The organism is Bacillus glycinifermentans (assembly GCF_001042475.2).
GTDB classification, from domain to species: Bacteria; Bacillota; Bacilli; order Bacillales; family Bacillaceae; genus Bacillus; species Bacillus glycinifermentans.
In genome coordinates, this window is the sequence record NZ_LECW02000012.1 from 245,414 (window position 1) to 260,528 (window position 15,115).

Sequence of the window (15,115 nt, forward strand, 5' to 3'; positions counted from 1 at the left end):
TTTTAAAGTAAAATTTAGAAATTTTCTTTTTAAAAAAAGAAAAAACAGACACCTGTTTGCGTGTCTGTTTATCCGGTTGCCAGCCTTTTGGCCTCTTCATTCTCAAGAAGGTCATAGGTCAGACATATCGGTTTTCCGGTGCGCGGGTCTACAGCAATCTCCGCATCGATTTGAAACACTTTCCGCAGGACTTCCGGCGTCATGACGTTCTCAGGCGCCCCTTCTTTTACGATTTTGCCGCTGTTTAAAGCAACCATGTGATGGGCGAAGCGGGCCGCATGATTCAGATCGTGGATGACCATCAAAATCGTCCGTCCCTCATCTTTATTGAGCTTTTCCAACAGCTTCAGGATTTCGAGCTGGTGGGCCAAATCCAAGTAGGTCGTCGGTTCGTCAAGCAGAAGCAGCTCCGTCTCCTGGGCAAGGGACATCGCGATCCAGACGCGCTGGCGCTGACCTCCGGAAAGGGCTTCGATCGGCCGGTCATGAAACGCCAGCATCCCCGTGACATCAAGCGACCATTCGATGATGCGGCGATCGTCTTTCGTCAGTCTGCCCATTCCTTTTTGATGGGGGAAGCGGCCGTATGCAACAAGCTCATACACGGTCAGTCCGCCCGGGGCTTCAGGCGTTTGCGGAAGGATCGCCATTTGCTTGGCGATCTCCTTCGTCGGCATTTGATGGATCGCTTTTCCGTTCAAATAGACGGCGCCGGTTTTCGAACGGTGGATTCGGGCCATCGTTTTTAAAATCGTTGATTTCCCGCACCCGTTCGGCCCGATCATGGTCGTGATTTTCCCCTTTGGTATCGTAAGATTCAGGTTTTCGACGATCATCTGCTCGCCGTAGCCAATCCCCAGATCGTTTGTAGAAAGAGACACCTTGCAATCTTCCCTTCTTTAGTTTGTTTTCATCAGCAAATAGATAAAATACGGCGCGCCCAAAACGGAAATAACGAGTCCTACCGGAATCTCCGAAGGCGCAAGGAGCGTCTTTCCGATCAAATCGGCCAGCAACAAGAGCAACGCCCCGGTCAGTGCAGATGCCGGTATCAACAGCTGATGCTTCGGCCCGACGAGCCTTCTTGCGATATGAGGCGCAACAAGACCGAGAAACGTGATGTTGCCCCCCGCCGCCACGCAGGCGCCGCTGAGGGCGGCTGCGGCCAGCAGCAGCGCGAGCCGTTCTTTTTCAACGGACGTTCCGAGGCCGGCTGCAATCTGATCGCCGAGATTAAGTACATTTAAATAGCGCGCCTTATAAAAGATAAAAGGAATCAGCAAGACAATCCACGGAAGGATTGCTGAAACGAAGCTCCAGTTTGCGCTCCAAATGTTCCCTGACAGCCATACGGTCGCCTGCATAAAATCGTTCGGATTCATTTTCAGCTGCAGCATTAAAATAGCCGCGCCAAACGCCGTATTGATTCCGATTCCGACCAAGACCAGGCGAATCGGGTTCAGCCCCTTTTTCCATGCGAACAAATAAATGAGGACGACCGCGATGCACGCTCCTGCAAATGCAAAAATCGGCAAGGAAAACGCGACATTTGCATCAAAGCTGCCTCCAGCCCCCTGGAAGAAGTAAATAAATATGACAACGGCAAAACCGGCTCCGGCATTGATTCCTAAAATCCCCGGGTCAGCGAGATCGTTTTGGGATACGCCCTGCCAGACGGCCCCTGCTGCGGCAATCCCGGCACCGATAAGCGCGGCCAGAATCATCCGCGGCAGGCGGAATTCAAATAAGACAAGCTCATCCTGCGGCGTTCCTCCTCCAAATAACGTTTTCAGCGCGTCAAACGGAGCAATCCGAATTTCACCCATGTTCAGGCTCACTAAAAATACACCGAGGATCAGCGCGGCCATGACAAGCATGATCATGACGGCACGGCCGTTTTTGTTCTTGAGCGTCTCCATTTACAGTCCCCTCCCTTCGCGCCGGGCCAAATAGAGAAAGAACGGTACGCCGACAAGCGCAGTCACCGCTCCGACCGGCGTTTCAAAAGGAGGATTGATCATCCTTGCGCAGATGTCGGCACACAGCAGAAGCACGGCCCCAAGCACCGCCGAGCACGGGATGATCCAGCGGTAATCCACGCCTGCCAAAAAGCGGGCAATATGGGGGATGATCAAGCCGATGAAGCCGATCGTTCCAGCTACTGATACAGCCGCGCCCGTCAGCAAAACGACGGAGGCGACCCCGATCACTTTGACCGTTTTTGTCGATTGGCCGAGCCCTTTTGCCACTTCTTCTCCCAGGCTTAAGATGGTAACCGAACGGGCGATGAAAAAGACAAGCACGAGCCCCAGGGCGGCCGCGGGAGCCAGCAGCTCAACGCTCGACCATTTCATGCCGGCGATGCCGCCCGCATACCAAAAGCTCACATCGCGGGCCACATCGAAATGAATCGCAATGGCTGACGACAGCGCTCTGAGCAGCGTTCCGACCGCAGTTCCCGCCAAAGCGAGCTTTACAGGAGTAAGGCCGCCTTTTGAGAGCGTTCCGACCGCAAAAACGATCGCAGCGCCCAAACCCGCTCCGGCAAATGACCAACCCAAAAGCCCGAGCGATGAAATTCCGGGAAAAAAGGCAAAAGCGACGGCGACCGCAAAAGCAGAGCCGTCCGTTACGCTCATAATTTCGGGCGATGCGAGCGGATTTCTCGTCATGCCCTGCATGATCGCACCGGAAACGGCCAGGCAAGCGCCGACAAGTATGGCGCTGACCGTCCTCGGAAGCCTGAGTTCCCAAATAATCTGATGAGCCGTATTTTTTGAATCGAAGTGAAGAAGCGCGTTCCACACCGTGCTGAGCTTGATATCAGCCGCACCGAGCGCAATGGACAAAGCCGCGCCGAACAGCAAAATCAACGTTCCGCCCAGAAGAATAAAAACGGCGCCAAGGGGACGGCTGACCGGAAACTGTTCGTTTTCAGGCTCGTCCCCGCCGTTGGTATGGTGAATATTCCTGTAAGACCCCAATCGATGCCATTCCTTTCTTATATAGAACCGATAACGATTATCATTTTCATCTTATAGTATATCAGCCTCAGGTCAATTATTTAATAAAAATTTTTTCAAGAAAGAAAAAAGCCCGCTGATCTTCAGTTGAAGACCGCGGGCCCCGGGCTTTAAGATTGTTGATTTCGGCTGAACTTTTTGGCCGCGAACGGGTAGATGATCAGGCCGATAAAGAACAAGCCGATTCCCAATATAAATGTCAGCCAATCAGCAGTTCCCGAAATGATAACCCACAAAGAATACCCTAGAGCGCACAGGGCAATGATGCCGTCGCCTGTTCTCGATCCTTTCAGTTCATCATACGTATCTCCTTTAATGATAAGCTTCAGGCTGAACAAAGCCGCAATGAGATACGGTACGAGATAAGCGAGCGTCGCAGACGTCGTCAAAAACGTAAAGGCCTGACTGATCGTCCCCGAAATCGTCGAGAAAATAAAGATTTGCGACATCAAGTTCGTGATGATCAGCGAATTGACGGGACTCCCTTTTCTGTTCGTCTTTGCAAAAAAAGCGGGAAAATCGCCTGCTTTTGCCGCTTGATACGGAACCTCTGATCCGATTAAAATCCAGCCAAGCATTGATCCGAACAATGAAATGATCGCCAAAATGGCCATGACCACGCTGCCGAAGCCGCCGATAATTGCATGCAGCACATCAACAAACGGCTTATTCGAAGCCTGGAGCTGATCGTGCGGAATAATGCCCATTGTAATTAACGTAATGATCATATAAATGCTGAGTGCAATCAACAGCCCGGTGATCGTGGCGCGTTTCACATCGCGCTGCGAAGATGCGCGCCCCGACAAAATAACGGCCGACTCGATGCCGACAAACGCCCACAGCGTAGAAATCGCCGCATTATGAACCTGGCCGCCGAGCCCGATGCTTTTTCCGTCCGCCTCAACAGGAAAATAAAATGAATGAAATAAAGACACTTGAAATACGAATAATCCAGCTACAATAAACAGGACAAACCCGAACACCTTGGAAAACGTCGTCAAAAAGTTGAGCTTTCCGGCTCCGTTTATACTGGAGACGAGAATGAAATGAGTGCCCCACAAAAGAATCGTGCATGCGATGAATGTGAGCAGCTGCCCAAGTGTTACGGGGTGTCCGCCAAGCTCAAACATCTCGCGCTTATCAGTCAAAATCGGCAGGAATGTCGTCAAATAACCGGCAAGGCTCGTGATGATGGCCACGTTGCTGATCCAGCTCGCAACCCAGTAACCCCACACCATCGTAAAGCCTGCGGCGTTTCCCTTTTTCGGGTCTGAAAACAGCGCCCTTGCATAGCTTTGCGGCCCCGCTTTCAGATCAGGACGGCGAATCGATAAATGGCCGAATACGAGCGCGATCATCAATACGCCCGCACCCGTTACCAGCCATGCCGCCGTTACGCCGAGCGGGCTGGCCGTCTGCGCAAGCGTGCTTGGGAGCATGAAGATCCCGGAGCCGACCATATTTCCAACGACAAAAGCCGTTAAAAGCCAGAAACCCCATTTTTTTGTCTGTTCCATACAACTAATACCTCCGAGCATTTTATCAAAATATGCCGGACCAGACCGTGAGATCATAAAAATAAAAAAAGCATGAACAAAAGTCCATGCCAAAATAACATACACTCTTGATCCCCGGATAGCCCTCCGCGGGAAGTCCCGCGGCAGTCCTGCACTTATTCAATGCAGACCCAGCATAAAGAATGGACGGCTTCTTTATGCTTCGGCGCTGATGCCTTTTACGCATGATCACGGGCCCCTCCGGCCTCACATGCGCTACTCATCATCCGCGCAACCTCTACCTCACTAAGAGTTAAGAGTGAGGATTTATCACATATTCTCAACCGAAGGTTACCAGAGAAATGTTATTCTGTCAAAGGGAACTGATGGAAAAAACGGCATGAAGACCGCCCATTTTTCGGCGGCCTCCAATGCGAACGGGGATGATCCCCATCATCTATAGAGGTTATCGATTGTTTTTCTTTTTTCTGACCGCTTCTTGCAGAGGGTCTCCTTTTAATGCTTGACCGGCATCTTCAAGCGCCCCCTGAACGGCGTTATGGTCTTTAGCTTTATTTTTTCCCTGATCTTTATTAAAGAAAAAACCCACATGAATCACCTCTTTAAAATTTGGTACAATACTAATTTGGCTTTTCATTTAAAAAATATGCAGGAAGCTTGGCTGTCTGGTCTGCATGAATTTCCCGTTTTGGCCTCTTTCTTCACGCAAAAATGAAAAAATTGCGGCCAAAACCTTCCAGAATCAGTCTTGATGGTCTTCAGATCTCCTGATATAGTTTTCTTTAGGAATCAGGTCTTAAGGAGAAGCGAATATGACAGGAAAAACACACATCATGGGGGGAGTCGCTTCTTGTACGGCTGTCGCTTATTTTTATGGGTATGATCCCGTATTGATAACCGCTTCAGGCATTCTTGGAGCATTGATACCCGATATTTGCCACACAAAAAGCAAAATAGGCAGGAAGCTTCCAATTTTATCAACGCTGATCAGCTCTGTATTCGGCCACAGAACGTTCACGCACAGCCTGCTCTTTCTGCTCGTCACGGGATTTTTGGCACATTTATATGTTACAAACCAGAGCATTTTTGCCGGACTGATGGCGGGAATGGCCAGCCACCTGCTGCTTGATGCGGGGACGACAAACGGCATCAAGCTTTTCTTTCCTTCATCAATTAGAATCCGACTGCCGCTTTACATCAAAACGGGCGGCAAAGCCGAACAGGGCGTGATGGCCGCCCTCACCGTTCTTTCATGCTATTTTATCGCCGTCTTGATGGCTTGACATGTGGCGCAAATTGGTTTATTTGCCACCGAAAGTTTTTTTTAGTAATTTAAACATATGCGGGGCTAAGAACTTGTGAGGAGCTATTGATAAATGAAAGAACATTTTTTCAAAAAGCAATGGTTTTTATGCTTATCGATTTTTTTCATGTGGATGAAGACGTATTTCATCTATAAACTGGGGTTTCACTTGCGGATTGATCATCCGTTTCAGGAGCTGATCCTGTTAATAAACCCGCTTAGCTTTCTCATCCCCGTATTCGGCATCAGCCTTTTTTGCCGCGAAAAGACAAAGCGGCTGTTTTTACTCTCAGCAAATGTCATCCTTACGGGCATTCTGATCGCAAACTGCATTTTTTACGGTTTCTATATCGATTTCATTACGATCCCCGTTTTGTTTCAGGCCAAAAACCTCGGAGGGCTCGGCAGCAGTTTTCAGGAGCTGTTCAATCCCCTTTTCATCGTTCTTTTCTTTGATCTGGCACTGCTCGCATGGCTTTCGAAAACCCGCCGGAAAACGGAAGCAAAAATACCGCGAAAAGCGATCAAAATTTATTACGGCGCGGCCGCGGGGATCGTGCTGCTGAATCTCACCTTATCAGAGATCGAACAGCCTAAGTTTTTGTCCCATTCGTTTGACAGGGAAGTTCTCGTCAAAAACATCGGGCTGTTTCAGTTTCATCTGTTCGACGGAATTACGCAGACGTTTAATTTGACGCAAAAAGCGGTAGCCGACGAAAACAGCCTGGCAACGATCGAAAACTATACAAATGCCGACTACAGCAAACCGAACAAAGACATGTTCGGCATCGCAAAGGGACGAAATGTCATCTTCGTGACGCTCGAATCCACTCAAAGCTTCGTCATCAATGAAAAAGTAAACGGAAAAGAGATCACCCCGTTTTTGAATCAGTTCATTCATAAAAGCTATTATTTCGACCATTTTTATCAGCAGACCGAACAGGGAAAAACATCGGATTCCGAGTTCGTCGTCGCCAATTCGCTGTATCCGTCGCTGAGCGGATCTGTCTTCTTTACGAAAAGCGAAAATCAATACAATTCAATGTATAAAACGCTGGCGCAGCACGATTACATATCAACCGTCTTTCACGCCAATAACAAAAGGTTCTGGAACAGGGACGTCATGTACGAAGCGCTCGGTATTGACCGCTTTTATGATGTGGACCACTTCAGCGTAACCGCCGATAATTCAACAGGCTGGGGGCTGAAGGACAAAGAGTTTTTAGCACAGTCCGCCGACATCATGAAAGAGTTGCCAGAGCCGTTTTACAGCAGCCTGCTGACCCTGACCAATCACTTTCCGTTTCAGATTGATGACAAGGATAAGCTGATTGATGAATATGATTCTAACAGTGAGATTTTGAACCGCTATGTGACGACGGTGCGCTATCAGGACGAAGCGCTGAAAGCTTTTATCGCGAAACTGAAAAAAAACGGCCTGTATGAACATTCAGTGATCGTCTTGATGGGTGATCATTACGGCATTTCGGAAGCACACAATGAAGCGCTCGCTCAATTTTTAGGGAAAAAGGAGATTACGCCGTACGATACCGTTCAGCTTCAGCGGGTTCCGCTGATCATCCACATCCCCGGGATTACGGACAAAAATCCGCGGACCGTGTCAGAAACGGGCGGACAGATCGATGTCAAACCGACATTGCTTCATTTATTGGGAATTGACACAAAAGGCATGATTCAGTTCGGAAACGACCTTTTTTCTAAAGAAAGAATGCCTTTTGCCGTGCTGCGAAACGGAAGCTTTATCACGGATGATTATCTCTATACGAAAAATGCATGCTACGATCAAAAAACCGGAGAGCTTTTAGAGGATGCAGAGAACAAATGCGCTCCCCTAATGGAGAAAGCGGCTGAAGAGCTTTCCTTTTCCGACAAAATTATTAACGGGGACTTGCTGAGGTTTTATAAACAATAACGCCTCCCCTTCCACAAGCATTCAGAGCTGGCTGGGAGGGGCTGTTTACATTGGGCTCGAGCTGGGTATTATATACCGAATGTTTGAAATGCCCTTGCAGATTTGCATATCCTTCGTTACCCTAATGAATAGACAATTTTGTTTCGGGTGCCGATTATTTCATGAAGTGTTATAAAATTTCAAAATAAGAAGGTTTTCAAATGAGTGAAACAAAACAAACTATAAATAAACTGCCGATTGTTGCCGTACTGATTACCGGGACCTTTATCGCCATTTTAAACCAGACGCTGCTGACGACGGCCCTTCCGCCGATCATGAGGGATTTGAACATTACACCCGGTCTCGCCCAGTGGCTGACGACCGTTTTTATGCTCGTAAACGGGATTATGATTCCGGTTACGGCGTTTTTAATCGAAAAGTTCACGACGAGAAAGCTGTTTATGGTCGCGATGTCTTTATTCACCGCCGGAACGCTGATCTGCGCTTTATCGTTCAGCTTTCCCGTTTTAATTGCCGGACGAATCGTGCAGGCGGCCGGCGCAGGGATCATGATGCCGTTGATGCAGACCGTGCTTCTTTTGATTTTCCCGAAGGAAAAACGCGGCTCAGCGATGGGGATGGTCGGACTTGTCATCGCCTTTGCCCCGGCTCTTGGACCGACTTTGTCGGGATGGATTGTCGACCGTTATCCGTGGGAAATCTTGTTTTATCTCCTGCTGCCGTTCGCGGTCATCGACATGATTGTCGCTTTCTTTATTTTAAAAAATGTAACAGAACAAACATCGCCTAAGATGGATGCGGCATCGATCATTTTGTCTTCTTTAGGATTCGGCGGCATCCTTTATGGCTTCAGCAGCGCGGGTGTTGACGGCTGGACCAGTCCGGACGTGCTGACAGGCTTCGCAGTCGGAGCTGTCACCCTGTTTTGGTTCATATGGAGGCAGCTCCATCTGAAGGAACCGATTTTGGAATTCAGGGTTTTTAAGTATCCGATGTTCACGCTTGCTACAGTCATCGGCATGGTCGTGTTTATGGCGATGATCGGAGCGGCGACGATCGTTCCGATCTACATGCAGGATATGCGCCATTTCACCGCGATGGAGTCAGGTATGATGCTTTTTCCGGGAGCGATTGTCATGGGCTTGATGTCCCCGATTACGGGAAGGATTTTCGATAAAATCGGGGCGCGGATTTTAAGCATTACCGGGTTGACGGCCATTTTTATCACGACTCTGCTGCTATCGCATCTGTCCGAAAAGACGCCTTTCGCCTACCTGTCCATCGTATATGCGTTTCGGATGGTCGGGATGGGGATGGTGTTAATGCCCGTGACGACAGCCGGGCTGAATCAGCTGCCGCGCCATTTGATCCCGCACGGCACGGCCATGAACAACACGTTGAGGCAAATGTCGGGTTCAATCGGGACGGCGATTTTGATTACGATCATGACGCAGCGTGCGCTGTCTGATCCGGCGGGCCCCGGCACGGAAACGGCGATGATTCACGGCGTAAACCTGGCCTTTATGACGGCTGCCGGTTTGTCCGGAATCGGGCTGATTCTTGCCTTCTTCATTAAACACAATCACCGCGGCCGGCTGAATCACCATAAAAGAAAGCCTGCGAAAAGTGGCCTTGCGCTGCACGAAAAATAAATAAATCCCGGGTTCGCTAAGAACCCGGGATTTATTTTATTCGAATCCGTTTGTCATCGTATCAGGATCCGGACCTACGCGCTCATCTTTGTTGAGGGCGTTGATTTTTTCCATATCTTCTTTTGAAAGTTCGAAGTCGAAAATATCGGCGTTTTCGATAATTCGGTGTTCTTTAATCGATTTCGGGATGGTTACGACTTCGCTTTGCAGATCCCAGCGCAAAATGATTTGCGCGACCGATTTGTTGTATTTGCCGGCGATTTCAGCGAGCACTTCATTGTCAAGCAGCTTCCCTTGCATCAGCGGAGACCATGCTTCAAGCTGAATGCCTTGTTTTTTGCAGTAATCCCTTAATTCGAGCTGCGTCAAACGCGGGTGGAATTCAACCTGATTGACCATCGGTTTGATTTCCGCATCCTCCAACAGGCTTTCCAAATGATGCACGTTGAAGTTGCTGACGCCGATCGCTCTGATTTTGCCGTCTTTGTACAGCTTCTCCAAGGCGCGCCATGTATCTTTATATTTGCTTTTATCTTTTCCGGGCCAATGAATTAAATATAAATCAAGGTAGTCAAGGCCAAGTTTTCTAAGGCTTTCATCAAAAGCCGCCAACGTTTTTTCGTAGCCCTGGTCACTGTTCCACACTTTTGATGTGATGAAGAGCTCCTCACGGGGAACGCCTGATTCTTTAATTCCTTTGCCGACGCCTTCTTCATTTTGATAGATCGCAGCCGTATCAATGCTCCGGTATCCGTTTTTAATCGCTGCTTTCACAGATTCGACGACTTGGCTGCCCTCTTCCACTTTAAAGACTCCCAGGCCAAACCACGGCATTTTAACTCCGTTATGTAACGTCACAGTGTCCTTTAAACTGCTTACCATTTAAACGACCACCTTTCTTTTTTATTCAGATACTATTTCAAACATCACGTCTATTATCTCATATTGGAGAGATTTGACATAATAAATTGCTCACTTTTCTTCTTTAACCCGCCCGCGCGCAGCCAATGCGAGCGCTCCTGTGATCCCGGCATCGTCGCCGAGCCCCGGCGGCACGACATACTCATCAAGATCGGGAAGATCGATGTATCCGTTTACATATTCGCGAAGTTTTCTGCGGATGAGCGGAAACAACTGCCGCTGCTTCATGACCCCTCCGCCCATCACGATTTTTTCCGGGCATAAGATCAGAATATATTGCATGAGCGCCTGCGCCAAATAATCGGCTTCAAGCTCCCAGACCTCTTCGCGCGCAGAAAGGTCTTTTCCTTGTTTGCCCCAGCGCTTTTCGAGCGCAGGCCCTGATGCCATTCCCTCAAGGCAGTCTTTGTGGTACGGGCAGCTTCCTTCAAATGCATCCTTTTCATGGCGTCTGATCAGGATATGCCCCATTTCAGGATGGCTGAAGCTTTGTACGACCTTGCCGCCGATGACAGCCCCGGCGCCGATTCCCGTGCCGACCGTGATGTATAAACAGCTGTTCAGCCCTTGTGCGGCTCCTTCCGTTATTTCCCCGAGCGCAGCCGCATTGACGTCCGTCGTAAACGAAACCGGGATCCGGAGCCTTTTTTCCAGTTCGGGAATGAACGGATAGTTCTGCCACGCGAGTTTCGGCGTATTCGTAATAAAGCCGAAATCGGGTTTCCCCTTTGCCAGCGAAATCGGGCCGAACGATCCGACTCCCAGTGCTTCAGGCTGATAAGCATCAAAGAAAGCGGTTACTTTTTTGATCGTTTCTTCAGGCGTTTCCGTCGGAATCGTCAGCCTGCCTGCGATTTCCCCTGTCTCCGTTCCGACAGCGCAAACAAATTTTGTTCCCCCTGCTTCAATTGCACCGTAATATGTCATCCTCTGTTCCCCTTTTTTCTGTCTTTAATTGAATCATAAAGCAGAAAAGTGAGGAAAGCAATTAAATAAAATGTTACTCATCAAGGAGCGACGCTTCCAAATCATTGATGTACTGGCGCAGATGGTGAGCCGTTTCCCTCGTAATTTCCCGGTTTTCAAACAGCTCCTGAATTTCATTGCGGATGATTTGCACCGATTTTAAGCGAATCTCTTTCTTTTGCCTTTCATAGCGGTTATTTTCCCGGAGTCCCCCGGCGCCGTGCTGAAGCCTGAGGATCAAGCGCTGATAAAAAGAAATGACCGACCGGGACGCCTCTTTATTTTCGTCGCTCATATGCTGTTTTACCTCTTCGATAGCCGCTTTTGCCGTTTGAATCCGGGCCTTTTTCAGCATGTCGCCGCTTTGGTCATGCGGTTTGTGTGTCCCTTCTTTTTGTCGCCTGTTGATCAGATGCTTCCATTTCATGAGCGAAACGCCCGCTTTAAATGGATTGGAAAAAAGCATTTCTTTCTCCCGCAGGCTTTCTTTCAGCCGATTCGCGATATCTTCTGTGATTTGTCCGTTTTCTTGCATGTTTTCCAATTCCGCCTGTTCCGCTTTCAAGGCATGGACCCGGATTTTGTTTTCGAGCTTTTTATGGCGCAGATGCTCTTTCAAAGAATATTGCTCAAACTTAAGCTGCTTCATTTTTTCGTTGTACTCCGATATGACAGCGAGAGCAGCGGCTCTGTTTTTGTCGTTCATTTCCTCTTTTAAAGCTTTGACCGTTGTCTTCATCACTTTTCTTCTGACGCTTTGAAACTGGCTGCCGCTTGCCGGGAGCTCCTTCCTTTCCGACAGAAGCGGCAAAAAGGCGCTCGCCATCAGCAAGGTGCACAGAATTACGCCGGCTGCCAAAAAGATGATCAAATCCCGCTCCGGAAACGGACTTCCGTTCTCCAGCACAAAAGGGATCGAAAATGCTCCGGCGAGGGTCACGGCTCCGCGCACGCCCGATATCGATATCTGGAGCAGGGAGCGCAGTTTTTCTCCGCCTGAAACTTGTTTCATTTGAAGCCCCCAATTGCCCTGCCAAAATAAAAACACCCATACGAAGCGGAGCAGCATGAGCATCAGCGTAATCAGAATGATGTAGCTGATGACTCTCACATTATTGAACGCCGCATTCCCAAATATGACAGAAAGCGCGCCCGGCATTTGCAAGCCTAGCAAAACGAACACGAGACCGTTTAAAATAAAAAGGATGATGCCCCATGTGCTGGCCGAAACGATCTTCAGCTTGACCATTGCCGATTCGGCTCTGTCCTGCTCCGCCGCATGCGTGATACCGCCGGCGACGACGGCAAGGATTCCCGATACGCCGATCTCCTCTGCGGCTAAATAAATCACAAAGGGGGTCAAGATTTGGATCAGCATGTGCATTGTAACGTCCTGCATCCCTAAGCGGCGGAGCAAATAGCGAAACCGGAGGATCAAAAAAGAAAGAACCGTTCCGGTGAAGAGGCCCCCGATTGCGATCAGCAAAAAACTGACCGCGGCCTCAGACCACGAAAAAGTGCCCGTCATCGCCGCAGCGAGTGCAAATTTAAAAGCGACGAGGCCCGAGGCATCGTTCATTAAGCCTTCTCCTTCAAGAAGGCGCAGCATATCCTTCGGCATATCGATTCTTTTCGAGAGCGCGCCGACAGCGACGACATCTGTGGGCGATAAAATGGCGGCAAGGGCAAAAGCAGCCGGCAGCGGAATCTGCGGAATCATCCAATGGATGGCATAGCCGCCAAACAGCACGGTCACAAACACGAGACCGAGCGCCAAAAGCAGAATCGGGGTCCGCAATTTCCACAGCTCATCCCTCGGGATCCGCCTTCCGTCATTAAACACAAGAGGAGCGATAAATAAAACAAAAAAAAGCTCCGGATTGAACGTGATATGAAGCCCGCTCGGAAAAATCGCCGCGATGATGCCCAATCCGACCTGAATCAACGGAACCGGAACAAATGGAATAAACCGGTGAATGATATTTGAAATCGCGATAATTGTTAAAAGAACCAAAACGGCCAGGAAAACGGCCACTAAGAATACCTCCTTACCGCCGTAAAAGCAGGCCTTCAAACGACTCTGCCGGCTGTTTTAGCTTAAGCCTTCTTTGTTCAGTATTCTTTGACGACCGGGAACCTATACATGCCAGGCAGGGATATATTGTGAAAAGGAGACCGATCATGAACCATCCATTTCATTCATTCCGTTCTTTATTCCCAGTCTTATCAAACCGCGTTTATCTGGCTGCCTGTTCTGCAGGCGCTTTGGCGCTGCCTGTCTCAGATGCTGTTGACGAATACCGCAGACAGCTCCTTGAATCAGGCACCGATTGGCAGGCAGCGATGGAAAAGATGGCGGCGGCAAAGGAAAAATTCGCACGGCTGATCGGCGCCGAGACAGATGAAATCGCCGTCATGTCCTCGGTTTCAGACGCCGTTTCGGCCATTGCGCTTTCACTGCCTCATCATCGGCAAAAAAATAAAGTTGCCTTTACGGATATCGATTTTCCCGCAATCGGACAGATTTGGCTTTCTCAAGAGGCATTCAAAAACAAGATCACGGTCATTCAAAGCCATAACGGAATGATCGACTTGGCGCAGATACAAAAAGACATATGTGATCGCACGCTTCTGACATGCGTGCCGCACGTCAGCTATTACAACGGATATAAACAAGACTTGAAACAGATCGCAGACATCGTCCATCAAAAAGGCTCGCTTCTCTTCGTTGATGCTTACCAATCCGCCGGACACGTTCCGATCAACGTAAAAGATATGGATGTCGATATTCTTGCGGCAGGGACAAGGAAATACATGCTCGGTATTCCGGGCACGGCGTTTCTGTATGTTAGACGTGGTCTAAGCCGGAAATTCAAGCCGCAGATGACCGGGTGGTTCGGAAGAGACGGGAAATCCGCCTTTGATTTATTCGATTCCCGATTTGCAGAAGGAGCAAAACGTTTTGAAACGGGGACGCCGTCATTTGCCGGCCTTTATGCAGCCGACGCCGCCCTAGAGATATTGCTTGAAGTCGGGGCTGACCGAATCGACGCGTACTTGCGGAAGCTTGCCGGCTTCGCTCTTGAATACGGGGCGGAAAAGGGCTTGCGAATCGCCGGGCCGCAAACCGTCCGCAATAGATCAAGCCTGATTTCGATTTATGCCGGGGACGCAGCAGGCATCGGGGCTGTATTGCGGGAAAGAAACGTCATCACAGCAGCGAGAAAAGACGTGATCAGGATCGCTCCGCATTTTTACAATACAGAGGAAGATATTAAACAGGCGATCGACGAAATATCAGCGCTGCTGCATTAGGCTTTTCAATAGACAGATCAACGTTTTTTCATTACACTATATAAAAACATTTCGATCAGGGGATGATGATACATTTGCAGCGTTTTGTCAATAAAGCATCGGAAGAGTTGAAGAAAAAGCCCCTCCGAAACATGCTGTTTACGCTTTTTACGTTTATCCTCGCCCTCGGCATACCAACAGCTTACGTTGTATATACGCAGTTTTACTCCATGAATCACTTGCCTGAGGGGGTACAGATCATATCGCTGGCTTCTCCGAACAAAAAATACTCGATCAGCATATATAAAGTCGAGAAAAACGGGGCGGCCGCCAATGTTTCCATCAGAGGCGAATTGACAAAGGTCTCAACCGGCAACCGAAAAAATATTTATTGGGGTTCCAAGGAAGATAACGCTGACGTCGAATGGAAAGACAGCAACCACGTGTCCATCAACGACAAGGTGCTCGACATCCGCAGCGATACATATGATTGGAGAAGGGAGTGA

Annotated in this window: 13 protein-coding genes and 1 riboswitch; of the genes, 5 read left to right on the forward strand and 8 right to left on the reverse strand. The window is 49.1% G+C overall.

Annotated features, from left to right (window positions below; genetic code table 11):
- Positions 1 to 68 precede the first annotated feature (68 nt).
- From AB447_RS09315 to sspJ, 5 genes are all read right to left on the reverse strand, one after another.
- A complete protein-coding gene (locus AB447_RS09315; RefSeq protein WP_048353326.1) occupies positions 69 to 836 on the reverse strand; it encodes an ABC transporter ATP-binding protein in 768 nt (255 codons plus the stop codon).
- A gap of 63 nt (positions 837 to 899) precedes the next feature.
- The gene (locus tag AB447_RS09320) at positions 900 to 1,919 is read right to left on the reverse strand and encodes a FecCD family ABC transporter permease (protein WP_048353263.1); all 1,020 of its coding nucleotides are present in this window, start codon (positions 1,917 to 1,919) and stop codon (positions 900 to 902) included.
- A complete protein-coding gene (locus AB447_RS09325) occupies positions 1,920 to 2,984 on the reverse strand; it encodes a FecCD family ABC transporter permease (protein WP_048353264.1) in 1,065 nt (354 codons plus the stop codon).
- Positions 2,985 to 3,133: 149 nt separating this feature from the next.
- Complete coding sequence (locus AB447_RS09330) at positions 3,134 to 4,540, reverse strand: amino acid permease (protein ID WP_048353265.1); 1,407 nt, start codon at positions 4,538 to 4,540, stop codon at positions 3,134 to 3,136.
- Between the two features lie 111 nt (positions 4,541 to 4,651).
- A riboswitch (Lysine riboswitch) is annotated at positions 4,652 to 4,828 on the reverse strand.
- A 157-nt stretch (positions 4,829 to 4,985) separates the two neighbouring features.
- Positions 4,986 to 5,129: a small acid-soluble spore protein SspJ gene (gene sspJ, locus AB447_RS09335; protein ID WP_046129267.1), complete on the reverse strand. Its 144-nt coding sequence runs from the start codon at positions 5,127 to 5,129 to the stop codon at positions 4,986 to 4,988.
- A 223-nt stretch (positions 5,130 to 5,352) separates the two neighbouring features.
- On the opposite strand from sspJ, the gene AB447_RS09340 reads away from it, so the two are divergent.
- The 3 genes from AB447_RS09340 (at position 5,353) to AB447_RS09350 (ending at position 9,428) form a co-directional block, all read left to right on the forward strand.
- Positions 5,353 to 5,823 (forward strand): metal-dependent hydrolase, encoded by a 471-nt coding sequence (locus AB447_RS09340; protein WP_048353266.1) that lies wholly within the window; start codon positions 5,353 to 5,355, stop codon positions 5,821 to 5,823.
- A 93-nt stretch (positions 5,824 to 5,916) separates the two neighbouring features.
- The gene (locus AB447_RS09345) at positions 5,917 to 7,776 is read left to right on the forward strand and encodes an LTA synthase family protein (RefSeq protein ID WP_057957533.1); all 1,860 of its coding nucleotides are present in this window, start codon (positions 5,917 to 5,919) and stop codon (positions 7,774 to 7,776) included.
- Positions 7,777 to 7,976: 200 nt separating this feature from the next.
- Positions 7,977 to 9,428 (forward strand): MDR family MFS transporter, encoded by a 1,452-nt coding sequence (locus tag AB447_RS09350; protein WP_057957534.1) that lies wholly within the window; start codon positions 7,977 to 7,979, stop codon positions 9,426 to 9,428.
- Positions 9,429 to 9,464: 36 nt separating this feature from the next.
- Here the strand turns inward: AB447_RS09350 and AB447_RS09355 are convergent, their stop codons facing one another.
- From AB447_RS09355 to AB447_RS09365, 3 genes are all read right to left on the reverse strand, one after another.
- A complete protein-coding gene (locus tag AB447_RS09355) occupies positions 9,465 to 10,310 on the reverse strand; it encodes an aldo/keto reductase (protein ID WP_048353268.1) in 846 nt (281 codons plus the stop codon).
- A gap of 90 nt (positions 10,311 to 10,400) precedes the next feature.
- Entirely contained in the window at positions 10,401 to 11,276 is an 876-nt protein-coding gene (locus tag AB447_RS09360) for an ROK family protein (RefSeq protein ID WP_048353269.1), read from the reverse strand.
- A gap of 73 nt (positions 11,277 to 11,349) precedes the next feature.
- Positions 11,350 to 13,350, reverse strand: a complete 2,001-nt coding sequence (locus AB447_RS09365) for a Na+/H+ antiporter (protein ID WP_048353270.1) — start codon at positions 13,348 to 13,350, stop codon at positions 11,350 to 11,352.
- A gap of 146 nt (positions 13,351 to 13,496) precedes the next feature.
- On the opposite strand from AB447_RS09365, the gene AB447_RS09370 reads away from it, so the two are divergent.
- Both AB447_RS09370 and AB447_RS09375 read left to right on the forward strand, forming a co-directional pair.
- Entirely contained in the window at positions 13,497 to 14,630 is a 1,134-nt protein-coding gene (locus tag AB447_RS09370; protein ID WP_048353271.1) for an aminotransferase class V-fold PLP-dependent enzyme, read from the forward strand.
- A gap of 65 nt (positions 14,631 to 14,695) precedes the next feature.
- Positions 14,696 to 15,115, forward strand: a complete 420-nt coding sequence (locus tag AB447_RS09375) for a DUF5412 family protein (RefSeq protein WP_096891888.1) — start codon at positions 14,696 to 14,698, stop codon at positions 15,113 to 15,115.

Coding starts and splice junctions, on each gene's coding strand:
- AB447_RS09340 (WP_048353266.1), top strand. CDS start 5,353: ATGACAGGAAAAACACACATCATGGGGGGAGTCGCTTCTTGTACGGCT.
- AB447_RS09360 (WP_048353269.1), bottom strand. CDS start 11,276: ATGACATATTACGGTGCAATTGAAGCAGGGGGAACAAAATTTGTTTGC.
- AB447_RS09370 (WP_048353271.1), top strand. CDS start 13,497: ATGAACCATCCATTTCATTCATTCCGTTCTTTATTCCCAGTCTTATCA.
- AB447_RS09350 (WP_057957534.1), top strand. CDS start 7,977: ATGAGTGAAACAAAACAAACTATAAATAAACTGCCGATTGTTGCCGTA.
- AB447_RS09355 (WP_048353268.1), bottom strand. CDS start 10,310: ATGGTAAGCAGTTTAAAGGACACTGTGACGTTACATAACGGAGTTAAA.
- AB447_RS09320 (WP_048353263.1), bottom strand. CDS start 1,919: ATGGAGACGCTCAAGAACAAAAACGGCCGTGCCGTCATGATCATGCTT.
- AB447_RS09315 (WP_048353326.1), bottom strand. CDS start 836: ATGATCGTCGAAAACCTGAATCTTACGATACCAAAGGGGAAAATCACG.
- AB447_RS09375 (WP_096891888.1), top strand. CDS start 14,696: ATGATACATTTGCAGCGTTTTGTCAATAAAGCATCGGAAGAGTTGAAG.
- AB447_RS09345 (WP_057957533.1), top strand. CDS start 5,917: ATGAAAGAACATTTTTTCAAAAAGCAATGGTTTTTATGCTTATCGATT.
- AB447_RS09330 (WP_048353265.1), bottom strand. CDS start 4,540: ATGGAACAGACAAAAAAATGGGGTTTCTGGCTTTTAACGGCTTTTGTC.